The organism is Bradyrhizobium sp. LTSP849 (genome assembly GCF_000938255.1).
Taxonomy (GTDB): Bacteria; Pseudomonadota; Alphaproteobacteria; order Rhizobiales; family Xanthobacteraceae; genus Bradyrhizobium.
Window position 1 is genome coordinate 102,181 of record NZ_JYMR01000049.1, and the last position, 23,775, is coordinate 125,955.

A 23,775-nucleotide genomic window follows, 5' to 3' on the forward strand; every position below is an offset into this window, starting at 1 on the left:
TGATCCGCATTCGGAATGACCGCTTGACGCAAGTGCGTCAGCGGTTACCGATTAGGATCATGCTCGACCTGAAATGGTCAGGACTGAAGAGGGAGCGTCATCGTGGCTGACGGCGTCAGGAAAGACGAAGAGTTCTCGGGCACCAAGCCGGTCGAGGAGCGTCATCGTATCGACGAGATGCGGCTCGAAGCTTGGCTGCGCGACAACGTCGACGGCTATGAGGGACCGCTGGTCGTCCTCCAGTTCAAGGGCGGCCAGTCCAACCCGACCTATCGGCTCAACACGCCGAAGCGCTCCTACGTGATGCGGCGCAAGCCGTTCGGCAAATTGCTGCCGTCGGCGCATGCGGTCGATCGCGAGTATCGTGTGATCGCGGCCCTTGGAAAACAGGGCTTTCCGGTCGCGCACGCCTATGCGCTGTGCCAGGACGACAGCATCATCGGTGCGGCCTTCTACATCATGTCGATGGAGGAGGGCCGCGTGTTCTGGGATCCGTCGCTGCCGAGCCAGACGCAGGAGGATCGCCGAAAGATCTTCACCAGCAAGATCGAGACGCTGGCCAAGCTCCACATGTTCGATCCGACCGCGATCGGGCTTGGTGACTTCGGCAAGCCCGGCAATTATTTCGCGCGCCAGATCGACCGCTGGACCAAGCAGTATCGGGCGTCCGAGACCCAGACCATTCCGGAGTTCGAGAAGGTCGCCGAATGGTTGCCGAAGACCGTGCCCGAGCAGGCGCGCGTCTCCATCGTCCACGGCGACTATCGTCTCGACAATATGATTTTCCACGCGACGGAACCGCGCGTGCAGGCCGTGCTGGATTGGGAGCTGTCGACGCTCGGCGATCCCATGGCCGACTTCACCTATCTGTTGATGCAATGGGTCATGCCGGGATTGCAGGGCGTCGATCTCAAGGCGCTCAACATCCCGAGCGTCGAAGAGGCTGCGCAGATCTATTGCAACGTCACCAAGATGAGCGTGCCGGACCTCAACTGGTATTTTTCGTACAACCTCTTCCGCCTCGCCGGCATCACGCAAGGTATCGCCGGCCGTATCCGCGACGGCACCGCCGCGAATGCAAAGGCGCTCGAATCCGCCAAGCGCACCGTGCCGCTGTCGAAAGCGTCATGGGAATACGCACAGAAGGCGGGCGCGGTTTAGCGATAGCGAAGGCGCGGCTGATGGCCGCGCTTTTTGCTTAAAATGTCGTAGCCCGGATGAGCGAAGCGACATCCGGGGAAGGTGGTCTCGCATATCGCTACGCTCATGCGGGCTACGCACTGTCTCCATAGACTCCCGTCATTGCGAGCGAAGCGAAGCAATCCAGGCTATCTCCGCAGCTATAGTCTGGATTGCTTCGTCGCTTCGCTCCTCGCAATGACGAGAACTAAGAGGCCCCCTTCGCGCAATGCGCGATCAGCTTCTCCACAAATCCCGCGCACTTCTCCAGCTCCGCCATCTCCACGAATTCATCCGGCGTGTGCGCCTGCGCGATCGCGCCGGGGCCGATCACCACTGACGGGATATCGGCCATGCTGACGAACAGGCCGGCCTCCGTGCCGAACGCGACCTTGGCGTGGTCGTTGCGGCCCGCGAGCTGTTTTGCCAGGGTGATGATGGCATCATTGGGCCCCGTGTCGAGCGCGGGATAGTCGAGGATCTCCTCGAATTCGATGCCGCACGCGGGGTTTTTCGCCTTCATGGCGGGCTCGATCTCCGCCTTTGCCCAGGCGACGATCGCGTCTGTCACCTGCCTGGACTCGGTGATGCCGATGCCGCGGCACTCGAACTCGACCGCGCAGTGATCCGGCACGATGTTGAGCGCGGCGCCGCCATGCACGATGCTGGTGAGAAGCGTGGTGTGTGGTACGTCATAGAGATTGTCACGTGCGCCGTCGCTTGCGAGCTTTACGGCGCGACGTCGGATCTCGGTGATCAGCTCGGCCGCATATTCGATCGCATTGACGCCGTCCGGCGCGATCGAGGAGTGGCGGGCGAGACCTTTGAAAGTGGCGCGCACGCCGTGCTTGCCCTTGTGGCCGATGATGACCTGCATCTGCGTCGGCTCCCCGATGAAGGCGCCGAGCGGCTTGACCTTCTTCTTGGCGACCTCGCCAAGCATCGGCCGCACGCCGACGCAGCCCATCTCCTCGTCATAGGAGAACGCGAGATGGATCGGCGTTGCGAGTTTGGCCTCCAGCATCTCCGGCACCATCGCGAGGCACACCGCGACAAAGCCCTTCATGTCGGTGGTGCCGCGGCCGTAGAGCTTGCCGTCACGCTCGACCAGCTTGAACGGATCATGGCTCCAGTCCTGGCCGACGACCGGCACCACGTCGGTGTGCCCCGAGAGCACGAAGCCCGGCCGATCCTCCGGCCCGATCGTGACCCAGAGCGAGGCCTTCTTGCCGGTCTCGTCGGTGATGCGCTCGCCCTTGATGCCGAGGAAGGCGAGATAGCTCTCGATATGGGCAATCAGGGGCAGGTTGGTGCGATCGCTGATCGTGTCGAAGCCGACGAGGTCGGCAAGGGCGTTGCGGATGCGGTCAGGTCTTGTGCTTGGGAAGATCGGGTTGGGCATTGTCAGTCTACTCGTTGGGTTTGGAGAACGGGCTTTCCGGCTGTTCGGTCTGGATGAAGTTGGCGAGAGAACGCGCGGCCGGCGTCAGCGATCCGCGCGCGGGAACGACGACGGCGGTTTCGAGCGTCATCTTGAGATCCAGCGGGCGGAACACCATGGACTTCTCGGGACGCAGCTCGAGCGGGAAGGGGTTGAGGATTGCGATCCCGAGGCCGGCCCGGACCATCTCGACCACGAAGGTCGAGGTCGAGGCTTCGGCGACGACCAAGGGTTCGGCCCGGACCGCGGCAAATGCGGCGTCGAGCTTGTTGCGCAAGGGAAAGCGGCGGCTCAGCGCGATCATGCGTTCACCGGCCAGATCGCCGATCGCAAGCTCGGAGCGCGCAGCCAAAGGGTGCCGTTTCGGCAGCAACACGTGCGGGCGCGCCTGCCGAAAAATCTCCAGCCGCACACCATCGTGCGAGGCGGCCTGGTCGACCAGACCAAGATCGGCGCTGCCGTCGGCAACGGCGCCGAGGCAGTCGGTCGATTTGCCGATCTCGATGTGAACGCGCATGCCTGGCTCGCGCGCGATGAAGCGTGCCAAGAGCGGCGCGAGGAAGAAATTGGCAAGCGTCGGCGGCGCTGCGACCCGGATCGTGGTCGCGCCATCGCTGCGGGGCGCAGCAAGTTGATCGAGCAGGTCGAACACGATTGCGGCGCGCGCCTCCAGCGCCAGTGCTTCCGCCGTCGGCGCGAGGCGGCCGTTGCGGCGCGCGAACAACGGTTGTCCCAGCCGCGCCTCCAGGCTCGCAATCGCGCGCGACACCGACGGCTGCGACGTGCCGAGTTGGCGCGCAGCTTGCGTTGTCTTTCCCGTCGCGATCATCGCCCGCAGCGCCTCGATCTCGCGCAGCGAGGGACGAAGCTTGCCGCCGTCGGCCACATCCACCGTGTTGGCTTTTCTATTCATAAATCGCATAGAAATTTGAAATGGAAATAAATATTTGCATAGCCTGATCCTGCGTGCAAGCTTTTTGCCTCACGACAAACCAAGCAAGCGAAACGGGGGACAAGGTGAGCGCAATTGCGGAACGTGGGATGACGAATGAACGCCAGTCGGTCGGCCGTGCGGCCGTGGCCGCGACCGTCGGCAACATGCTCGAATGGTACGACTTCACGATCTATGCGGCGTTCGCGGTGCCGATCTCGAAAGCGTTCTTTCCGGCCGACAGCGAAGTGGTGTCTCTGCTGCTGGGCTTCGTCACCTTCGGCATCGGCTTTGTCGCGCGTCCCTTTGGCGCGGTCGTGCTCGGCAGCTTCGCTGACCGGCGTGGCCGCCGTGATGCGCTGAGCCTGACGATTCTGTTGATGGCGCTCGGCACCGGCATCATCGCGTTGTGCCCCGGTTACGATCGCATCGGGATCGCCGCGCCGATCATCATCCTGCTCGCGCGTATCATCCAGGGCTTTTCGGCGGGCGGCGAGATCGGCGGCGCGGTGTCGACACTGGTCGAGCATGCGCCGCCTGCGCGCCGCGGCTTCTATGCCTCGTTCCAGCAGATGTCGCAGGGCGGCTCGACCATGCTGTCGGGACTCGTCGCGCTCACCATCTCGCTGGCGCTGCCGGCCGCAGCGGTCACCGAATGGGGCTGGCGTCTCGCCTTCGTCGTCGGCCTGTTGATCGCGCCGGTCGGTCTCTACATCCGCCGCGAGCTCGAGGACGCGCCGCTGTTCAAGGCTTCGGATCATGCGAGCGAAGCACCGATCCGCACCGTCCTGCGCGACCATTGGCGCACGGTGCTATCAGGCATGCTGGTCGTGATGCTGTGGACGGTCGCGCAATATATCGCGAACTATTTTCCGACCTTTGCGGCGCGCGAGTTAAAGATGTCGCTGTCGCAGTCTTATCTCGGCCCCGTGACGGTCGGCACGGTTCTCTTGTTCTGCCCGCTGATCGGTGTGCTCGCAGATCGCTTCCGCCGCCAGCGCGTGATGCTCGTCGGCGCCGCGGGCCTCGCGATCGTCGCCTATCCGGCGTTCGCCTATCTGATCGCATCGCCGACACCGGAGCGGCTGGTCCTGAGTCAGATCGGTGTCGCCGTCTTCATGCTGATCTACACGGCGCCGGCCTCCGCCGTGCTCGCTGAGATGTTCCCGACCAAGGTGCGCGCCACCGGCATCTCGCTGACCTACAGCCTTGGCGTCGCCATCTTTGGCGGCTTCACGCCCGCGATCATCACCGCGCTGATCAACTGGACCGGCCGACCGATCGCAGTGGCGTTCTACCTGACGGCTGCGGCGCTGATCAGCCTGGTGGCGGTGCTGACGCTGAAGGACCGGACCGGCGAGGTGCTGTCCTAGGGCGCCTCGTTCATGGCGGTCCTGTAGCCCGGATGGAGCGCAGCGCAATCCGGGACCGCTGTATCCGCCGGCGCGAACCCCGGATTACGCTGCGCTCCATCCGGGCTACAAGATATCGCGTTGCCCGACGGGCAAAACAGGCCATCCATCGGTCGATACCAGTCGTCAAAAATATTCTACGTTACCGAAATTCGGAAGCGGCTTATGTGTCGCCTCACTCCGGCCCAAGGAAGAGGGGCGTATCGCGATCGTCACGAACGCGGGCCGGGCGGCGGTGGACGTGGGCCACACTGGTGCGAAGGTGATCGCAGGGCGGAGAGCCGTGAGCGATGGCGTCGCACGCACGACCGGTGTAGCTCGCGTACGGCGAAATCGTGTGGTCCTGGCGCCCGGGGTCTGTGCGCCAAGTCTTGCGGTGATGTGGCGGCCCGACCGGACACGCGCATCAGCCATCCGCAAGGCGACGGGGGCAATAGTGCATCGCTCCCCGGGGAGAGCACGACATACGCCGTTCCAACCATTGCGCAGGGAAGGCCGGGATGTCCTGGTTGCCCTGTTACCCGCTGTGCATTGTAGCGCAATCTACTCATGGCATAGCGGTCAATGGGAGCCAGCCGGCTCCCGGTCTTCCCTGCGCCCTCTTTCATGAGGGATGCGACGAAGCAAAGCTCGGGCGAGATGAGCCGCGAGGATGCGAAGGTGTGTCTGTTGCTCTGAGATCGAATAACCAATGTTGTCGCGAGCGCCAATCTATCCCCGTCACCCTGAGGTGCTCGCCTCTTCGGCGAGCCTCGAAGGGCGACGGCCCGGCTGCATCTCGGCCGTACATCCTTCGAGGCTCGACTTGCGATGCGTCCGCATCACAAGTCTCGCACCTCAGGATGACGGGTTGACTTGGGCGCCGTCAAACCGGCTTCCCCGCATACGGCATCGATGCCGTCAGCCCGCCATCCACCGGGAACGCCTGCCCATTGACATACGACGCTTCGTCGCTCGCCAGGAACAGTCCCATCGCCGCGAGCTCATGCGGTTGACCGGGACGCTTCAGCGGATTGAGCTGGCCGATCTTGTCGGCGGTGCCGCGCTCCTTGGCGCGGTCGAAGATCGGTTTTGTCATGCCGGTTTCGATCAGGCCGGGGCAGACTGCGTTGATGCGCACGCCGGTGCCGGTGAGCGAGTAGGCGGTGGTCTGCACCAGGCTGATTACGCCGGCCTTGCTCGCCGCATAGGGATGCCCGCTCGCGCCGGCCTTGAGGCCCGCCACCGACGCCGTCAGCACGATCGCACCGGACTGCTGCTTCACCATGTGCGGCATCGCATGCTTCACCGCGAGGAACGGTCCGATCAAATTGATGCGCAGAATTTCCTGCCAGTGCTCCACGGTCTGCTCGGCGAGCGGAACGAGCCCGCCGGAGACGCCGGCATTGGCCCAGATCACGTCGAGCCGGCCGTGCGTCTTCACCGCCTTGTCGATGACGGCGATGACGTCGTTCTCGGAGCCGGCATCCGCGATCATGGCTTCGGCGACACCGCCGGCTTTCTTCACCTCGTCGACGGTCTCCTTCACCGCCTCGGTGCGATCGACTGCGATCAGCTTTGCGCCTTCTCTGGTGAACAGCAGCGCAGCGGCGCGACCGATGCCGCTGCCGGCGCCGGTGATGATGACGGATTTGCCTTGCAGGCGGCCCATGCGTTTCTCCCTCGTGTTTCTCGCGCGACGCTTGCCGCGCGACGGAATTTCAAACAAGATTTCAAACGGTAAAGTGTCTTGAGACACGTTCGTCACTGACGTACAGCGACATCACACGGGATGGAAGGGTTTCGATGGCAGCCGCAGACAAGCCGAAGGTGGTCACGACACGGTGGTGGTGGGTCCGTCACGCGCCGGTGCGCAATGACGGCGGCAACATTTACGGCCAGACCGATCTCCCCTGCGACACCAGCGACACCTACGTGTTCAATGCTGTTGCCAAGGTGCTGCCACGAAACGCCGTCTGGTATTCGAGCAATCTGATGCGCACGCATCAGACTGCGGAGGCGATCTGGGCGGCCGGCTTTCCCAAGCCGGCGACGATGACATGGGAGGCCGACCTCGCCGAACAGAATCTCGGCAGCTGGCAGGGCATGAACCGCGCCGCCTTCATCGCGAGCCGCCCCGTGGGGTCGAGCTGGTTCGCTGATATCAACGAGCCCGCACCCGGCGGCGAAAGCTTCATGGATCTCTACAACCGCGCGCGCCGCATCATTGAGCGGGTCAACAATGATGCGGTCGGTCGGGACGTGATCGCGGTCGCCCATGGCGGCACCATCAAGGCGGCGCTGGGGCTGGCGCTCGACGGCCAGGTGGAGAAGGCATTGTCGTTCGACATCGACAATTGCTCGATCACGCGGCTGGATTATTTCGCAAGTCCCGAGCGTTCGGTCTGGCGGCTGCCGATGGTGAACCAGCAGCCCTGGATTGCGGACGATGCGCACGCGGAGATGCATCAGCTGGCGGGTCCGGAAGTCAAGAAGCTCGCCTGAGCCATTGTCCGGTCGCGCGACCGCGGCGTAAGCTTCAGGCCAATTCAAAATCACACTGGGAGAGAAACATGACCTTGTTCGACATGAAGGGCAAAGTTGCCGTCATCACCGGCTCGACGCGCGGCATCGGGCTTGCGATCGCCGAACGCATGGCCGAGCACGGCGCCAAGGTGGTGATCTCCTCGCGCAAGGCTGACGTCTGCGACCAGGTCGCGAAGGGGATCAACGACAAGTTCGGCAAGGGCACGGCGGTAGCGATCGCCGCCAACATCTCGTCGAAGGAAAATCTGCAAAACCTCATCGACGAGAGCAACCGTGCCTTCGGCAAGATCGACGTGCTGGTCTGCAACGCCGCCTCGAACCCGTATTACGGTCCGCTCGCCGGCATCTCCGACGATCAGTTCCGAAAGATCCTGGACAACAACATCGTTGCCAACAACTGGCTGATCTCGATGGTGGTGCCGCAGATGATCGAGCGCAAGGACGGCTCGATCATCATCGTCTCCTCGATCGGCGGTCTCAAAGGCTCGACCATCCTCGGCGCCTACGCGATCTCGAAGGCGGCCGACATGCAGCTTGCGCGCAACCTTGCTTGCGAATACGGCAAGGACAATATCCGCGTGAACTGCATCGCGCCCGGTTTGATCAAGACCGATTTTGCGAAAGCGCTGTGGGACAATCCGGAGAATTTGAAGGCCTCGACCGCGCGCTCGCCGCTGCTGCGCATCGGCATCCCCGACGAGATCGCGGGCGCCGCGGTGTTCCTGGGTTCCAAGGCCGGCGACTTCATGACCGGCCAGACCATGGTGATCGACGGCGGCGCGACGATTAGTTGAGGCCACACGAGCTGTCATCGCCCGCGAAGGCGGGCGATCCAGTACTCCGTGACATTTGTGATTGAAGCGAGGCGCTGCGGCGTACTGGATGCCCCGCCTGCTTTGCGGGGCATGACAGCGAATATGTAGAAGCAGCGTCGGCTCAATCCACCGCCGCGTAGACCAAATCCCGCACCAGCGTGCGCGTGTAGTCGCGCTGGCCCGGACCCTGGCTCATGAACACGACGAACAGATCCTCCTTCGGGTCGATCCAGAAGAACGTCCCGGCAATGCCGCTCCAGAAGTACTGGCCGACGCTGCCGGGGAACGGCGCGATGCCGGCCTCGCGGCGCACGGCGAAGCCGAGGCCAAAACCGTGGCCGGGCGATAGCAGCGTGCCGTTGGTCACGACGTGAGGTCCGAGGTGATCGGACGCCATCAGCTCCAGCGTCTTGCGGCCGATGATCCGGTTGCCATCGAGCGTGCCGCTATTGCGCAGCATCAGCGCGAAGCGGGCATAGTCCATCGTGGTCGACACCAGACCGCCGCCGCCGGACTCCATCACCGGCTGCTCCAGCATGCTAAAGAGCGCCACCTTGTCACCGGTCCAGGGATCGGCCGTGAAGGGTTCGGCGAGACGGCCGGCATTAGCCTCAGAGGTCGAGAAGCCGGTCTCGGCCATCTGAAGCGGAGCGAGGACACGCTCGGTGAGGTATGCGCCGAGCGATTTGCCGCTGACGACCTCGATGATGCGGCCGAGAATGTCGGTGGAACGGCTGTAGTTGAACTCGTCGCCGGGATGGCAGACGAGGGGGAAGCTCGCCACCAGCGCGGCGTGCTCGGCATTGGTGATCTTGCGGCTGCGTACGCGGGAGTCCTGGTAGATCTTGTGCACGGGGCCGTCGCCCTGGTGCTCATAAGTGAGACCAGAGGTGTGGCGGAGCAGGTCCTGCACCGTCATCGGCCGCTTGGGCGGAACGAGTTCCAGCTTGCCGCCGCTGACGATTCCAACCTTTTGGTCGGCGAATTCCGGAATGAATTTCGCGACGGGGTCGCTGAGGAGGAGGTGGCCATCCTCGACCAGCGTCATGATGCCGACGGACACGATCGGCTTGGTCATCGAGAAGATGCGGAAGATCGAATCATGCGCCATCGGCGCGGGGCCTGCCGGGCTCTGCTTGCCGATCGCCTCGAACCAGCCGACCTGGCCGCGGCGGGCCACCAGCACGGTAACCCCAGGCACGGTTCCCTTGTTGATCTCGCGCTTGAATGCATCCGACATCGCCTGGAGCCGAGGCCGCGACAGGCCCAGCGTTTCCGGCTTGGCCTCGGGCAAGGATGGGGTTTTCGGCGCGATCGCGGCGTGTGGGGCGGCTGTGGCGGTCATGTTCACTCCCGGGGGCACTTTATTCTCGGGGATGAACTCTGGCCCAGAAGCAGCAGTACAAACAAGCGAAGCCAGCGCGCTTCACCCTTGCAATCCAGCCGCCCCCTGTGCTTGAAAGCGCCCCTGATCCTAAGGCGACGCAGGGTCCGTAGGAGTGTAGCTCAATTGGTAGAGCACCGGTCTCCAAAACCGGGGGTCGCAGGTTCGAGCCCTGCCACTCCTGCCAGCTAACCCCCCGACGCCTGAGATCAGAAACACCCGGAAGCTCGTGCCGCGGTTCATCAGGGCGGGGTAAGCCCTTGATCCGGATCAGGTCCGGTAGGCGTGGCCACGAGCCGGCCAGCCAGCCCACACCTTGACCTTTGGCCGCATCCGCAGTATCTACGCCGCACTCGCAGCCGGCCCGTTAGACGCGGATCTCCGGCGCGGCTTTGAAATCCCCGAACAATCGAGCCCGGTTTTCCGGCTCATCCTTCGAGACAGAGGGCTGGGCCAACGGCGGCTGTTCGGGTCCCTGAAATCCTTAATGGCGTCTCAAACGATGGCAGTCAGCCCGTTCAAATTCTTGCAGGAAGTGCGCTCGGAGACCGCCAAGGTCACCTGGCCGACCCGCCGCGAGACCACGATCACCACCATCATGGTGTTCGTCATGGTTGCGGTGGCGTCGATCTTCTTCTTCGCCGCCGACCAGGTCATCCGTTACCTCATCACCTTCCTTTTGGGCATTCACTGATGGCAACAGCCGCCGCAACCCAATCTTCCGACAAGCGCTGGTACATCGTCCACGCTTATTCGAACTTCGAGAAGAAGGTCGCCGAATCGATCCGCGAGCAGGCCAAGCAGCGTGGGCTCGAGGAGCTGTTCGAGCTGGTGCTGGTGCCGACCGAAAAGGTCACGGAAGTGCGCCGCGGCCGCAAGATCGACGCCGAGCGCAAGTTCTTCCCAGGCTACGTGCTGGTGAAGATGAAGCTGACCGACGAGGCGTTTCATCTCATCAAGAACACGCCGAAGGTGACCGGCTTCCTCGGCGCTGAAAACAAGCCGATGCCGATCTCGGAATCCGAGGCCATGCGCATCCTGCACCAGGTGCAGGAGGGCGTGGAACGGCCGAAGGCGTCGGTGTCGTTCGAGATTGGCGAGAACGTGCGCGTGGCCGATGGCCCGTTCGCCTCGTTCTCGGGGGTGGTCGAGGAAATCGACGAGGCGCGCTCGCGCGTGAAGGTCGCAGTGTCGATCTTCGGCCGCGCCACGCCGGTCGAACTGGAATTCGGTCAGGTCGAGAAGGTCTGATCGGGTAGGCGTGAGGCTTCGGTCTCACGCTAGCAAGAGGCCGTGGGAGGGAGAGGGCGGTTGCCAGCCGCATCCGACCCAGACCACGAACCTGAAACCGCCGGCTTAGGCCGGCACAACAGGAGTGATACATGGCAAAGAAAGTGACCGGATACCTGAAGCTTCAGGTCCCGGCCGGTGCGGCGAATCCTTCGCCCCCGATCGGTCCCGCGCTTGGTCAGCGCGGTCTCAACATCATGGAGTTCTGCAAGGCGTTCAACGCCCAGACCCAGAAGGAAGAGAAGAACACCCCGATTCCCGTCGTGATCACGATCTACGCCGATCGTTCGTTCACGTTCGAGATGAAGACGCCGCCGATGTCCTTCTTCCTCAAGCAGGCCGCCAAGATCCAGTCCGGCTCGAAAGCTCCGGGCCGCGACAAGGCCGGCGCGGTGACCAAAGCGCAGGTGCGCGAGATCGCCGAGAAGAAGATGAAGGATCTCAATTGCGACACCATCGAATCGGCCATGAAGATGGTCGAGGGCTCTGCCCGTTCGATGGGTCTTGAAGTGGCGGGGTAAGCGGTCATGGCAATCGGAAAGCGTTTGAACAAAGCCCGCGAAGGTGTTGACCGCGAAAAGCTTTATCCGCTCGTGGACGCCATCAAGATGGTCAAGGAACGCGCGAAGGCGAAGTTCGACGAGACCATCGAGGTCGCGATCAATCTCGGCGTCGATCCGCGTCACGCTGACCAGATGGTCCGTGGCGTCGTGACCCTGCCGAACGGCACCGGCCGTACGCTCCGCGTCGGCGTGTTCGCCCGCGGCGCCAAGGCCGATGAGGCCAAGGCTGCGGGTGCCGACGTCGTCGGTGCCGAAGACCTGGTCGAGAAGGTGCAGAACGGCACGATCGAGTTCGACCGCTGCATCGCCACCCCCGACATGATGCCGCTGGTTGGCCGTCTCGGTAAGGTGCTCGGCCCGCGCGGCCTGATGCCGAACCCGAAGATCGGTACCGTGACCATGGACGTCACCGGTGCGGTGAAGGGTGCGAAGGGCGGCTCGGTCGAGTTCCGCGTCGAGAAGGCCGGTATCTTGCAGGCTGGTGTTGGCAAGGCCTCGTTCTCCGAGGAGAAGCTGGTCGAAAACATCAAGGCGCTGACGGACGCGGTCGCCAAGGCCAAGCCGGCCGGCTCCAAGGGCACCTACATCCAGCGCGTTGCGGTGTCCTCGACCATGGGCCCGGGCGTGAAGGTCGAGCCGGGCACTATTCTCGGCTAAGGTTTGGAAATTGCATGAGGCGAGGGGCGGAATCGGTCGACCGATTCCGCCCCTCGTCGTTTGTGACGGCGTTCACTGGAAACAAGAACAATGGCTGACAAGGTCCTGATCTACTCGCGCTTTCCCAAGACCATGATGGCGCGCTTCGCCGAGCGTTTCGAATTGCTCGACACCGGCGGCAAGCCGCCGCGAGAGGTGTTTCCGGCGGACGAACTCGGCGGCATCCGCGCGATGCTCACCGCGGGCGGCACGCCGCTCGATGCGGAGGCGATGGACCTGTTTCCGAAGCTGGGCGCGATCGTCTGCTACGGCACCGGCTATGACGGCATCGACCTGAAAGCGGCCGCCGCGCGCAACATCGCGGTCGGCCACAGCCCCGGGGCCAATGCGGCTTCGGTTGCCGACATCGCGATGACCCTGATGCTCGCGACTACGCGGCGGATCCTGGCTGCCGACCAATATGTCCGCAGCGGTGATTGGGCTGGCGCAAAGCAGTCGCCGATGATGCGCCCGCAGGCCGGGATGCCCGGCCGCCGCATCGGCGTCTATGGCATGGGCGAGATCGGCCGCAAGATCGCGGCGCGCTGTGCCGCCTTCGAGAGCGAAGTCGGCTATTTCAGCCGCAGCAAGTACGATCTGCCGTATCAATATTTCCCGTCGCTGGAGGCGCTCGCCGACTGGTGCAGCGTGCTGATGATCGCAGTCCGCGCCGGCGCCGAGACCCAGCACGCCGTCGACGCCAATATCCTCAAGCGCCTCGGCGAGGACGGCTATGTCGTCAACATCTCCCGCGGTTCGGTGATCGATGAGAAGGCTCTGGTCACAGCGCTCTCCGACAAGACCATCGCCGGCGCCGGCCTCGACGTCTACGAGAAGGAGCCGCACGCCCCTGATGCCCTGACGGCGCTGCCCAATGTGGTGCTGGCCCCGCATATCGGCGGCCACACCCTCGAATCGCACGTGGCGATGCAGAACTGCGTACTGGCGAACCTGACTGGGTTTTTCGCCGGCCAAGGGCTGCCATATGCGGTCGAAACGGCCTGAATTCGATCCTTATCGGCCCGGATCAAGCCCGGCCGACAATCGATTGGAACTGGTGTGAATTTTGCTCTTGGCAAGCAGGCAGAGAGCGGTTAAAGAACCGCTTCCGGACGGACCGGCCTTGGCTGGTGCGTTCGTGCACGCATTCCGAAAACCCGACACGATAGGAGATCATTCCTTTTCAGGACGTCCGTAAGGATTTGCCGGAAAAGGAAGGAAAACCATCGGTTGGTGGGATGCGGGCAGAGGTCAGACGGTTCGCCGGCTGGCCTTGTCCTGTCCAAGACTGCAGGCGCCCGCGGGGAATTTCGATTTCTCAACGGCTTAATCGCATGGCCTGCATAGACGGGTGAAGACCGGATTTCACTTCGCCTCCCACTTTCAGGTGGTTGCGGAATGGGTTTGGTTCGGACCTCGACACGCCGTGGGCCTTAGCGGGTTCCCGGAGGGCAGGCTTTGAATTGTCGTCTTGCCCGGCGTGTCCGATGGGTTTTGACCCTGAGGTTAGGTTTGGGCGGGACGATGGGTGCAACCCGGCGGTCCCGCTTTTGCGATGACCGCCAACCGGAAAGAGCTTGCTGTGGAACGAGCGGCAAAAAAGGAAGCGGTCGAACAGCTCAATGGGGTCTTCAAGACCACGAGCGTCGCGGTCGTTGCCCAATATTCCGGCCTGACCGTTGCCCAGATGCAGAAGCTGCGTACGCAGATGAAGCAGGCTGGCGCCTCGGTGAAGGTCTCGAAGAACCGTCTCGCCAAAATTGCTCTTGAAGGCACTGACGTCGTTGCCATCGGTCCCATGCTGAAGGGACCGACCGTGATCGCCACTTCGAACGATCCGGTAGCGGCGCCAAAGGTCGCCGTCGAATTCGCCAAGACGAACGAAAAGTTCGTCATCATTGGCGGGTCGATGGGAACGACCGTCCTGAATGTCGACGGCGTGAAGGCTCTTGCCTCGCTGCCGTCGCTTGACGAACTGCGCGCCAAGATCGTCGGCCTCCTTGTGGCCCCGGCGACCAAGCTCGCTCAGCTCGCAAACGCGCCCGCGGGCAAGCTCGCGCGCGTCATCCAGGCTTATGCCTCAAAGAGCGAAGCGGCCTGACGCCCTTCGCAAAACTCAAACCCGAACCAGACTAGTTTAAGGAAACAGAACAATGGCTGACTTGCAGAAAATCGTTGACGACCTCTCGAGCCTCACCGTGCTCGAAGCCGCCGAACTCGCCAAGCTCCTCGAAGAAAAGTGGGGCGTGTCCGCCGCTGCGGCAGTGGCCGTTGCCGGTCCCGCCGCCGCTGCCGCCGCTCCGGCGGAAGAGAAGACCGAGTTCACGGTCGTTCTGGCCGCCGCCGGCGAGAAGAAGATCGAAGTCATCAAGGAAGTCCGCGCCATCACCGGCCTGGGCCTGAAGGAAGCAAAGGACCTCGTCGAGGGCGCGCCGAAGCCTGTCAAGGAAGGCGTGAACAAGGACGAGGCCGAGAAGCTCAAGGCCCAGCTCGAGAAGGCTGGCGCGAAGGTCGAGCTCAAGTAAGCCCAGCTTACTTGAGCGAGATCCCGGGCAAGCGTCAGCGCGACCCGGGATCCCGACCCGCAAATTCGGTGGCTGTTTCCGGCCTTGGAGCGGCGGGTCTAATGCAAAAGGCGTGCGACGGAACGTCCCGACGCAGGCTGAACACGAAAAAGTGTGGGGATTTGAGGGTTTACCCCTCGAATCTCCACTATTGTCGCCCCATATCGGGTCGACAGCACGAAAGCGCGGTGGGCAGGGATGCGGGATTTCCCTGTAAGCCGTTGGGAGAGCAAGCTATTTCGGGCTTTTGCAGTCCGTGAAAACGATCGTTGTGACGGGCGGGCGTGCCTATGCGCCCCGCGCGTCGTTTTGCGTTTTGAAGGTCTGAAGAACAGATTCAGGACATGACGGCCTGAAACTGGACTTCTGGTCCCCAAAACGGGTTCGAAAAATTCAACCCGGGGAGCGGCGGCAGCTGCGTTCCGGACGGCGCGCCCAAAGCGGGCGACGAAATGAGAGGCCACGATGGCGCAGCAGACATTCACCGGTCGCAAACGCGTTCGCAAGTTCTTCGGACACATCAAGGAAGTCGCCGAGATGCCGAACCTCATCGAGGTTCAGAAGGCGTCCTATGACCAGTTCCTGATGGTCGACGAACCCCAGGGCGGGCGGTCGGACGAGGGCTTGCAGGCGGTGTTCCGCTCGGTGTTCCCGATCTCGGACTTCTCCGGCACCTCGATGCTGGAATTCGTCCGCTACGAGTTCGAGCCGCCGAAGTACGATGTCGACGAGTGCCGCCAGCGCGGCATGACCTTCGCGGCACCCCTCAAGGTGACGCTGCGCCTCATCGTGTTCGATATCGACGAGGAAACCGGCGCGAAGTCGGTGAAGGACATCAAGGAGCAGGACGTCTACATGGGCGACATTCCGCTCATGACGATGAACGGCACCTTCATCGTCAACGGCACCGAGCGCGTCATCGTCTCGCAGATGCACCGTTCGCCCGGCGTGTTCTTCGATCACGACAAGGGCAAGACCCATTCCTCGGGCAAGCTCTTGTTCGCCGCCCGCGTGATCCCGTATCGCGGCTCCTGGCTCGACATCGAGTTCGACGCCAAGGACATCGTCTATGCGCGTATCGACCGTCGCCGCAAGCTTCCGGTGACGTCGCTGATGTTCGCGCTCGGCCTCGACGGCGAGGCGATCCTCAGCACCTTCTACAAGAAGATCCAATACAAGCGGATCAAGGAAGGCTGGCGCGTTCCGTTCGACGCCAATCGTTTCCGCGGCTACTCGACCATCAACGATTTGATCGACGCCGACACCGGCAAGGTCGTGCTCGAGGCCGGCAAGAAGCTCACCGTGCGCGGTGCGCGTCAGATGCAGGAAAAGGGGCTCAAGGCGCTGCGCCTGTCGGATGCGGAACTCGTCGGCAACTACATCGCCGAGGACCTCGTCAATCCGAAGACCGGCGAAATCCACGCGGAAGCCGGTGAAGAGATCACCGACAAGTCCATGAAGGCCCTCAACGAGCAGGGCTACAAGGAGCTGCCGCTGCTCGACATCGACCACGTCAATGTCGGCGCCTACATCCGCAACACGCTCTCGGCCGACAAGAACATGACGCGCGAGGACGCGCTGTTCGACATCTACCGCGTGATGCGTCCGGGCGAGCCGCCGACGCTGGATTCGGCGCAGGCGATGTTCCAGTCGCTGTTCTTCGACGCCGAGCGTTACGACCTCTCCGCGGTCGGCCGCGTCAAGATGAACATGCGCCTCGACCTCGATGCGCCCGACACCCAGCGTACGCTCCGCAAGGAAGACATCCTCTCCGTCATCAAGACGCTGGTGGATTTGCGCGACGGCAAGGGCGAGATCGACGACATCGACCATCTCGGCAACCGCCGTGTGCGTTCGGTCGGCGAGCTCATGGAGAACCAATACCGCATCGGCCTTCTCCGCATGGAGCGTGCCATCAAGGAGCGCATGTCCTCGGTCGACATCGACACGGTCATGCCGCAGGACCTGATCAACGCCAAGCCGGCGGCTGCCGCCGTGCGCGAGTTCTTCGGCTCCTCGCAGCTCTCGCAGTTCATGGACCAGACCAACCCGCTGTCGGAGATCACCCACAAGCGCCGTCTCTCGGCGCTTGGACCCGGCGGTCTGACCCGCGAACGTGCCGGCTTCGAGGTGCGCGACGTGCATCCGACGCATTACGGCCGCATCTGCCCGATCGAGACGCCGGAAGGTCCGAACATCGGCCTGATCAACTCGCTCGCGACCTTCGCGCGCGTGAACAAGTACGGCTTCGTCGAGACGCCTTATCGCAAGGTCAAGGACGGCCGCGTCACCGACGAGGTCGTGTACCTCTCGGCGATGGAAGAGGGCCGCTACACGGTCGCGCAGGCCAACGTGCCGCTCGACCCGAAGGGCCGCTTCACCGAAGACACCGTGGTCTGCCGTCACGCCGGCGAAGTCTTGCCGGTGACGCCGGACAAGGTCGACTACATGGACGTGTCGCCGAAGCAGCTCGTTTCGGTCGCAGCCGCGCTGATCCCGTTCCTCGAGAACGACGACGCCAACCGCGCGTTGATGGGCTCGAACATGCAGCGCCAGGCGGTGCCGCTGGTTCGCGCCGAGGCGCCGTTCGTCGGCACCGGCATGGAAGGCGTGGTTGCGCGTGACTCGGGTGCTGCGATCGCGGCACGCCGTTCGGGCGTGATCGACCAGATCGATGCGACCCGCATCGTCATCCGTGCGACGGAAGATCTCGATCCGACCAAGTCGGGCGTCGATATCTACCGGCTGATGAAGTACCAGCGCTCCAACCAGTCGACCTGCATCAACCAGCGTCCGCTGGTGAAGGTCGGTGATATCGTCAAGAAGGGCGACATCATCGCCGACGGTCCGTCGACCGATCTCGGCGAGCTCGCGCTCGGCCGTAACGTGCTGGTCGCGTTCATGCCGTGGAACGGCTACAACTTCGAAGACTCGATCCTGCTCTCCGAGCGGATCGTGAAGGAAGACGTCTTCACCTCGATCCACATCGAGGAGTTCGAGGTGATGGCCCGCGACACCAAGCTCGGGCCTGAGGAAATCACCCGCGACATTCCGAACGTCTCGGAAGAAGCGCTGAAGAACCTCGACGAAGCCGGCATCGTGTACATCGGCGCGGAAGTCCGCGCCGGCGACATCCTGGTCGGCAAGATCACGCCGAAGGGCGAAAGCCCGATGACGCCGGAAGAGAAGCTTCTGCGCGCCATCTTCGGCGAGAAGGCTTCCGACGTTCGCGACACCTCGTTGCGCGTTCCTCCGGGCGTGCAGGGCACCATCGTCGAAGTGCGCGTGTTCAACCGGCACGGCGTCGACAAGGACGAGCGTGCGCTGGCGATCGAACGGGAAGAGATCGAGCGTCTGGCCAAGGACCGCGACGACGAGCAGGCGATCCTGGACCGCAACGTCTACAACCGTCTTGCCGAGCTTCTCGAGGGACGGCAGGGCATTGCCGGTCCGAAGGGCTTCAAGAAGGACACCAAGATCACCCGTGCGGTGCTCGAGGAGTACCCGAAGTCGCAGTGGTGGCTGTTCGCTTCGCCGAACGACAAGCTGATGGCCGAGATCGAGGCCATGCGGAAGCAGTACGACGAGTCGAAGAAGGGGCTCGAGCAGCGCTTCCTCGACAAGGTCGAGAAGCTTCAGCGCGGTGACGAATTGCCGCCCGGCGTGATGAAGATGGTCAAGGTCTTCGTCGCGGTGAAGCGCAAGATCCAGCCCGGCGACAAGATGGCCGGCCGCCACGGCAACAAGGGCGTGGTGTCGAAGATCGTGCCGATCGAGGATATGCCGTTCCTGGAAGACGGTACGCATGCCGACATCGTGCTCAATCCGCTGGGCGTGCCCTCGCGCATGAACGTCGGACAGATCCTCGAGACGCATCTCGGCTGGGCTTGCGCCGGCCTCGGCAAGCGCATCGGCCAGACAGTTGATGCGTATCTGGCGAAGCAGGACATCAGGCCGCTGAAGGAAACCTTGAAGAAGGTCTACGGCGAGGACGAGACGATCAAGTCGCTCAACGACGGCGAACTGATCGAGCTCGGCCGCAATCTGAGCCACGGCGTGCCGATCGCGACGCCGGTGTTCGATGGTGCCAAGGAAGCCGACATCGAGGAGATGCTGAAGCTCGCAGGTCTCGACGCTTCGGGCCAGTCGACCGTCTATGACGGCCGCACCGGCGATGCCTTCGATCGCAAGGTGACCGTGGGCTACATCTACATGCTCAAGCTGCACCATCTCGTCGACGACAAGATCCACGCGCGTTCGATCGGTCCGTACTCGCTCGTCACCCAGCAGCCGCTGGGTGGTAAGGCGCAGTTCGGCGGCCAGCGCTTCGGTGAAATGGAAGTGTGGGCGCTCGAAGCTTACGGCGCGGCCTACACGCTCCAGGAGATGCTGACCGTGAAGTCGGACGACGTCGCCGGCCGTACCAAGGTGTACGAGGCGATCGTGCGTGGCGACGACACCTTCGAGGCCGGTATTCCGGAATCGTTCAACGTGCTGGTCAAGGAAATGCGCTCGCTCGGCCTCAACGTCGACCTGCACAATTCCAAGGTCGGGCCGGGGACTGCGGAAGCGGCCGAGTAACGCAATCTATCATGCCCGGCCGGCTCGGCCGGGCATCGGCGCCCCTCCCAAGGCCTTGAGGGAAGGGCGCCCCGCATAGTGATTTTCGAATTTGCTGCCGGAGGCGACCGGCACGCGAGGAGAAGACGATGAACCAAGAAATTATGAATCTCTTTAACCCGACGACGCCGGCTCAGGTCTTCGACCAGATCCGGATTTCGATCGCGAGCCCCGAGAAGATTCTGTCCTGGTCGTACGGCGAGATCAAGAAGCCGGAGACCATCAACTACCGTACCTTCAAGCCCGAGCGCGACGGCCTGTTCTGCGCGCGCATCTTCGGGCCGATCAAGGATTACGAGTGCTTGTGCGGCAAGTACAAGCGCATGAAGTACAAGGGCATCATCTGCGAGAAGTGCTCGGTCGAGGTCACGCTGTCGCGCGTCCGGCGCGAGCGCATGGGCCATATCGAGCTCGCGGCGCCCGTTGCCCACATCTGGTTCCTGAAGTCGCTGCCCTCGCGCATCGGCCTTCTGCTGGACATGACGCTGAAGGATCTCGAGCGGATCCTCTACTTCGAATATTACGTCGTTCTCGAGCCGGGCCTCACCGCGCTGAAGGACCGTCAGCTGCTGTCGGAAGACGAGTATCTGAAGGCGCAGGACGAGTACGGCCAGGATTCCTTCACTGCCATGATCGGCGCGGAAGCGATCCGCGAGCTGCTCAAGGGCATGGACCTCGAGAAGCTCGAGCTGACCTTGCGCGCGGAGATGCAGGAGACCGACTCCGACATCAAGCACAAGAAGCTCGCCAAGCGCCTGAAGATCGTCGAAGCGTTCCGCCATTCCGGCAACAAGCCGGAATGGATGATCCTGACCGTGGTCCCGGTGATCCCGCCGGACCTGCGTCCGCTGGTGCCGCTGGACGGCGGCCGCTTCGCGACCTCGGACCTCAACGACCTCTACCGCCGCGTCATCAACCGCAACAACCGCTTGAAGCGGCTGATGGAGCTGCGCGCGCCGGACATCATCATCCGCAACGAGAAGCGCATGCTTCAGGAGGCCGTCGACGCGTTGTTCGACAACGGCCGCCGCGGTCGCGTCATCACCGGTGCCAACAAGCGTCCGCTGAAGTCGCTCGCCGACATGCTCAAAGGCAAGCAGGGCCGCTTCCGCCAGAACCTGCTCGGCAAGCGCGTCGACTATTCGGGCCGTTCGGTGATCGTGGTCGGTCCCGAGCTGCGCCTGCATCAGTGCGGCCTGCCGAAGAAGATGGCGCTCGAGCTGTTCAAGCCGTTCATCTATTCGCGGCTTGACGCCAAGGGTCTGTCCACCACCGTCAAGCAGGCGAAGAAGCTCGTCGAGAAGGAGCGGCCCGAGGTCTGGGATATCCTGGACGAGGTGATCCGCGAGCATCCGGTGCTCTTGAACCGCGCGCCGACGCTGCATCGCCTGGGCATCCAGGCGTTCGAGCCGGTGCTGATCGAGGGTAAGGCGATCCAGCTTCATCCGCTGGTTTGCGCCGCGTTCAACGCCGACTTCGACGGCGACCAGATGGCCGTGCACGTTCCGCTGTCGCTCGAAGCGCAGCTGGAAGCGCGCGTCCTGATGATGTCGACCAACAACATCCTGCATCCGGCAAACGGTCAGCCGATCATCGTGCCGTCGCAGGACATCGTGCTCGGTCTCTATTACGTCTCGGTCATGCGGGAAGGCCTGCCCGGCGAGGGCAAGCGGTTCGGCGACATGGCCGAGCTCGAGCATGCCCTGCACGCGAAGGTCATCCACCTCCACACCAAGATCAAGTATCGGTGGCAGGGCATGGATGAGACCGGCAAGGTCTCGACGCGCTGGATCGAGACCACTGCGGGTCGCGTCATGCTCGGCAATCTGCTGCCGAAGAACCCGCGGATTTCGTACGAGATCATCAACAAGCTGATGACCAAGCGCGAAATCTCCGGCGTGATCGACCAAGTCTACCGCCACTGCGGTCAGAAGGAGACGGTGATCTTCTGCGACCGCATCATGGCGCTCGGCTTCTACAACGCGTTCAAGGCCGGCATCTCGTTCGGCAAGGACGACATGGTCGTGCCGCACTCCAAGTGGAAGATCGTCGATGCCACCCGTACGCTGGCGAGGGATTTCGAGCAGCAGTACAATGACGGTCTGATCACCCATGGCGAGAAGTACAACAAGGTCGTCGACGCCTGGTCGAAGGCGACCGAGGAAATCGCCAAGGCGATGATGAAGGAGATCTCCTCGACCAAGAAGACGGCGAGCGGAGCGGATGCCGACATCAACTCGATCTACATGATGGCGCACTCCGGTGCGCGTGGTTCGCCGGCGCAGATGCGCCAGCTCGCCGGCATGCGCGGCCTGATGGCCAAGCCGTCGGGCGAGATCATCGAGACGCCGATCATCTCGAACTTCAAGGAAGGTCTCTCGGTGCTCGAGTACTTCAACTCGACCCACGGCGCCCGTAAGGGCCTCGCGGATACCGCGTTGAAGACCGCGAACTCCGGCTACCTGACGCGGCGTCTGGTCGACGTGGCGCAGGACTGCATCATCACGCAGGACGATTGCGGCACCAAGCTCGGCATCAAGATGCGCGCCATCATCGATGCCGGCACCGTGGTCGCTTCGCTCGGCTCGCGCATCCTCGGACGCACGGCCTGCGAAGACGTGCGTGACAGCTCGGGCAAGGTGATCATCAAGCGCGGTGTCTTGATGGAAGAGAGCCATCTCGATGCCATCCATCAGGGTGGCGTCCAGGAGGTGAAGATCCGCTCGGCACTGACCTGCGAGCTCGTCAACGGCATCTGCGGCAAGTGCTACGGCCGCGACCTCGCCCGCGGCACGCCGGTCAACCACGGCGAAGCGGTCGGCGTCATCGCGGCGCAGTCGATCGGCGAGCCGGGCACCCAGCTCACCATGCGCACCTTCCACATCGGCGGTGCGGCGCAGCTCAACGAGCAATCGTTCGTCGAATCCAATTTCGACGGCAAGATCGTGATCCGGAACAAGGCCATCGCCCGTAACAGCGAAGGCCATCTGGTCGCGATGGTGCGCAACATGGTGGTGGCGATCGTCGATGCCGAAGGCACCGAGCGGGCAACGCACCGTATCCAGTACGGTTCGCGCCTGCATGTCGACGAGGGCGACTCCGTCAAGCGCGGCCAGCGTATCGCGGAGTGGGATCCCTACAGCCGTCCGCTTCTCACCGAGGTCGAAGGTACCATCGGCTTCGAGGATCTGGTCGAGGGGCAGTCGATCACGGAAACGCTGGACGAAGCCACCGGTATCGCCAAGCGCGTGGTCATCGACTGGCGCTCGCAGCGCGGCGGTGCGGACTTGCGTCCGGCCATCGTGGTCAAGGGCAAGGACGGCAAGGTCCTTAAGCTCGCCCGTGGCGGCGATGCCCGCTACATGCTGTCGGTCGACGGCATTCTGTCGGTCGACGTCGGAGCCAAGGTCCAGGCGGGCGACATCCTCGCCCGTGTCTCGACCGAAAGCGCCAAGACGCGCGACATCACCGGCGGTCTGCCGCGGGTGGCGGAATTGTTCGAGGCACGGCGTCCGAAGGATGCGGCGATCATCGCCGAAATCGCGGGCACCATCCGGTTCGGGCGCGACTACAAGAACAAGCGTCGCATCTCGATCGAGCCGATGGACAAGACCGACGAGGCACGCGAGTACCTGATCCCGAAGGGCAAGCACATCCACCTTCAGGACGGCGACGTCGTCGAAAAGGGCGACTTCATCGTGGAAGGCAACCCGGCACCGCACGACATTCTGGCGGTCAAGGGCATCGAGGAGCTCGCGGCCTATCTGGTCAACGAGATCCAGGAGGTCTACCGGCTCCAGGGCGTGCTCATCAACGACAAGCACATCGAGGTGATTGTCCGTCAGATGCTCCAGAAGGTGGAAGTCACCGACCAGGGCGACACGGACATGATCTCGGGCGAGCAGATCGACAAGATCGAGTTCGACCAGATCAACGAGAAGGCCAAGGAAGAGGGCAAGAAGATCGCCACGGGTACGCCGGTTCTGCTCGGCATCACCAAGGCGAGCCTCCAGACCCGCTCCTTCTTCTCGGCGGCCTCGTTCCAGGAGACCACCCGCGTCCTCACGGAAGCGGCGGTCAACGGCAAGGTCGATCCGCTCGAGGGTCTCAAGGAGAACGTCATTGTCGGCCGGCTGATCCCGGCAGGCACCGGCGCCTCTATGGCCAAGATCCGCGAAGTCGCCGTGAAGCGCGACAAGATGATCCTCGACGAGCGCGAGAAGCAGGCGGCTGTCGTGCCGCCGGCGCCGGAAGTAGAGCCCATGGCGCTGCCGCCCGCGGAATGACGGTTCATCCGTAAGAATACCGAGGACAATGAAAAGGCCGGCGCAAGCCGGCCTTTTTGCTGCTTTGT

At 63.1% G+C, this 23,775-nt stretch carries 17 protein-coding genes and 1 tRNA gene; 14 read left to right on the plus strand and 4 right to left on the minus strand.

The features are described 5' to 3' along the window. Window positions 1-102 precede the first annotated feature (102 nt). Window positions 103-1,161, plus strand: a complete 1,059-nt coding sequence (locus UB31_RS27205) for a phosphotransferase family protein (protein WP_045013094.1) — start codon at window positions 103-105, stop codon at window positions 1,159-1,161. 226 nt (window positions 1,162-1,387) lie between these two features. Here the strand turns inward: UB31_RS27205 and argE are convergent, their stop codons facing one another. Next, the gene (gene argE / locus UB31_RS27210; protein ID WP_045013095.1) at window positions 1,388-2,581 is read right to left on the minus strand and encodes an acetylornithine deacetylase; all 1,194 of its coding nucleotides are present in this window, start codon (window positions 2,579-2,581) and stop codon (window positions 1,388-1,390) included. A 7-nt stretch (window positions 2,582-2,588) separates the two neighbouring features. Beyond that, on the minus strand, window positions 2,589-3,533 hold the full coding sequence (locus UB31_RS27215) for a LysR family transcriptional regulator (protein ID WP_050044845.1): 945 nt from the start codon (window positions 3,531-3,533) through the stop codon (window positions 2,589-2,591). A gap of 128 nt (window positions 3,534-3,661) precedes the next feature. On the opposite strand from UB31_RS27215, the gene UB31_RS27220 reads away from it, so the two are divergent. Continuing rightward, window positions 3,662-4,924, plus strand: a complete 1,263-nt coding sequence (locus tag UB31_RS27220) for an MFS transporter (protein ID WP_045013096.1) — start codon at window positions 3,662-3,664, stop codon at window positions 4,922-4,924. A gap of 904 nt (window positions 4,925-5,828) precedes the next feature. Here the strand turns inward: UB31_RS27220 and UB31_RS27225 are convergent. Next, window positions 5,829-6,614: an SDR family NAD(P)-dependent oxidoreductase gene (locus tag UB31_RS27225; protein ID WP_045013097.1), complete on the minus strand. Its 786-nt coding sequence runs from the start codon at window positions 6,612-6,614 to the stop codon at window positions 5,829-5,831. Between the two features lie 134 nt (window positions 6,615-6,748). Here UB31_RS27225 and UB31_RS27230 point away from each other — a divergent pair, with 134 nt between their 5' ends. Continuing rightward, window positions 6,749-7,447: a histidine phosphatase family protein gene (locus tag UB31_RS27230; protein WP_045013098.1), complete on the plus strand. Its 699-nt coding sequence runs from the start codon at window positions 6,749-6,751 to the stop codon at window positions 7,445-7,447. 68 nt (window positions 7,448-7,515) lie between these two features. After that, entirely contained in the window at window positions 7,516-8,283 is a 768-nt protein-coding gene (locus tag UB31_RS27235) for an SDR family NAD(P)-dependent oxidoreductase (protein ID WP_045008231.1), read from the plus strand. A 142-nt stretch (window positions 8,284-8,425) separates the two neighbouring features. On the opposite strand, the gene UB31_RS27240 is transcribed toward UB31_RS27235, so the two are convergent. Continuing rightward, window positions 8,426-9,649, minus strand: coding sequence for a serine hydrolase domain-containing protein (locus UB31_RS27240; RefSeq protein ID WP_045013099.1), 1,224 nt, complete (start codon window positions 9,647-9,649; stop codon window positions 8,426-8,428). Between the two features lie 150 nt (window positions 9,650-9,799). On the opposite strand from UB31_RS27240, the gene UB31_RS27245 reads away from it, so the two are divergent. From UB31_RS27245 to rpoC, 10 genes are all read left to right on the plus strand, one after another. Continuing rightward, window positions 9,800-9,875: transfer RNA gene (locus UB31_RS27245), tRNA-Trp, on the plus strand. A gap of 315 nt (window positions 9,876-10,190) precedes the next feature. After that, window positions 10,191-10,382 (plus strand): preprotein translocase subunit SecE, encoded by a 192-nt coding sequence (gene secE / locus UB31_RS27250; protein WP_045008229.1) that lies wholly within the window; start codon window positions 10,191-10,193, stop codon window positions 10,380-10,382. Next, window positions 10,382-10,939: a transcription termination/antitermination protein NusG gene (nusG, locus tag UB31_RS27255; protein WP_015685389.1), complete on the plus strand. Its 558-nt coding sequence runs from the start codon at window positions 10,382-10,384 to the stop codon at window positions 10,937-10,939. The genes secE and nusG overlap by 1 nt, the downstream gene beginning before the upstream one ends. A gap of 131 nt (window positions 10,940-11,070) precedes the next feature. Then, window positions 11,071-11,499, plus strand: coding sequence for a 50S ribosomal protein L11 (gene rplK / locus UB31_RS27260; RefSeq protein WP_045008228.1), 429 nt, complete (start codon window positions 11,071-11,073; stop codon window positions 11,497-11,499). 6 nt (window positions 11,500-11,505) lie between these two features. Then, a complete protein-coding gene (gene rplA / locus UB31_RS27265) occupies window positions 11,506-12,198 on the plus strand; it encodes a 50S ribosomal protein L1 (protein WP_045013100.1) in 693 nt (230 codons plus the stop codon). 90 nt (window positions 12,199-12,288) lie between these two features. Further along, the gene (locus tag UB31_RS27270) at window positions 12,289-13,242 is read left to right on the plus strand and encodes a 2-hydroxyacid dehydrogenase (protein ID WP_045013101.1); all 954 of its coding nucleotides are present in this window, start codon (window positions 12,289-12,291) and stop codon (window positions 13,240-13,242) included. A gap of 577 nt (window positions 13,243-13,819) precedes the next feature. Next, window positions 13,820-14,338 (plus strand): 50S ribosomal protein L10, encoded by a 519-nt coding sequence (gene rplJ, locus UB31_RS27275; protein ID WP_045008783.1) that lies wholly within the window; start codon window positions 13,820-13,822, stop codon window positions 14,336-14,338. Between the two features lie 52 nt (window positions 14,339-14,390). After that, complete coding sequence (gene rplL, locus UB31_RS27280; RefSeq protein WP_045008225.1) at window positions 14,391-14,762, plus strand: 50S ribosomal protein L7/L12; 372 nt, start codon at window positions 14,391-14,393, stop codon at window positions 14,760-14,762. 504 nt (window positions 14,763-15,266) lie between these two features. Further along, window positions 15,267-19,382, plus strand: a complete 4,116-nt coding sequence (gene rpoB, locus UB31_RS27285) for a DNA-directed RNA polymerase subunit beta (RefSeq protein ID WP_045008224.1) — start codon at window positions 15,267-15,269, stop codon at window positions 19,380-19,382. A 128-nt stretch (window positions 19,383-19,510) separates the two neighbouring features. Then, entirely contained in the window at window positions 19,511-23,707 is a 4,197-nt protein-coding gene (gene rpoC, locus UB31_RS27290) for a DNA-directed RNA polymerase subunit beta' (RefSeq protein ID WP_045013102.1), read from the plus strand. Window positions 23,708-23,775 lie beyond the last annotated feature (68 nt).

What these genes read in the sequence shown, in the direction of transcription:
- argE (WP_045013095.1), bottom strand. Translation starts at nt 2,581, where the DNA reads ATGCCCAACCCGATCTTCCCAAGCACAAGACCTGACCGCATCCGCAAC.
- UB31_RS27215 (WP_050044845.1), bottom strand. Translation starts at nt 3,533, where the DNA reads ATGAATAGAAAAGCCAACACGGTGGATGTGGCCGACGGCGGCAAGCTT.
- UB31_RS27220 (WP_045013096.1), top strand. Translation starts at nt 3,662, where the DNA reads ATGACGAATGAACGCCAGTCGGTCGGCCGTGCGGCCGTGGCCGCGACC.
- UB31_RS27225 (WP_045013097.1), bottom strand. Translation starts at nt 6,614, where the DNA reads ATGGGCCGCCTGCAAGGCAAATCCGTCATCATCACCGGCGCCGGCAGC.
- UB31_RS27230 (WP_045013098.1), top strand. Translation starts at nt 6,749, where the DNA reads ATGGCAGCCGCAGACAAGCCGAAGGTGGTCACGACACGGTGGTGGTGG.
- UB31_RS27235 (WP_045008231.1), top strand. Translation starts at nt 7,516, where the DNA reads ATGACCTTGTTCGACATGAAGGGCAAAGTTGCCGTCATCACCGGCTCG.
- UB31_RS27240 (WP_045013099.1), bottom strand. Translation starts at nt 9,649, where the DNA reads ATGACCGCCACAGCCGCCCCACACGCCGCGATCGCGCCGAAAACCCCA.
- secE (WP_045008229.1), top strand. Translation starts at nt 10,191, where the DNA reads ATGGCAGTCAGCCCGTTCAAATTCTTGCAGGAAGTGCGCTCGGAGACC.
- nusG (WP_015685389.1), top strand. Translation starts at nt 10,382, where the DNA reads ATGGCAACAGCCGCCGCAACCCAATCTTCCGACAAGCGCTGGTACATC.
- rplK (WP_045008228.1), top strand. Translation starts at nt 11,071, where the DNA reads ATGGCAAAGAAAGTGACCGGATACCTGAAGCTTCAGGTCCCGGCCGGT.
- rplA (WP_045013100.1), top strand. Translation starts at nt 11,506, where the DNA reads ATGGCAATCGGAAAGCGTTTGAACAAAGCCCGCGAAGGTGTTGACCGC.
- UB31_RS27270 (WP_045013101.1), top strand. Translation starts at nt 12,289, where the DNA reads ATGGCTGACAAGGTCCTGATCTACTCGCGCTTTCCCAAGACCATGATG.
- rplL (WP_045008225.1), top strand. Translation starts at nt 14,391, where the DNA reads ATGGCTGACTTGCAGAAAATCGTTGACGACCTCTCGAGCCTCACCGTG.
- rpoB (WP_045008224.1), top strand. Translation starts at nt 15,267, where the DNA reads ATGGCGCAGCAGACATTCACCGGTCGCAAACGCGTTCGCAAGTTCTTC.
- rpoC (WP_045013102.1), top strand. Translation starts at nt 19,511, where the DNA reads ATGAACCAAGAAATTATGAATCTCTTTAACCCGACGACGCCGGCTCAG.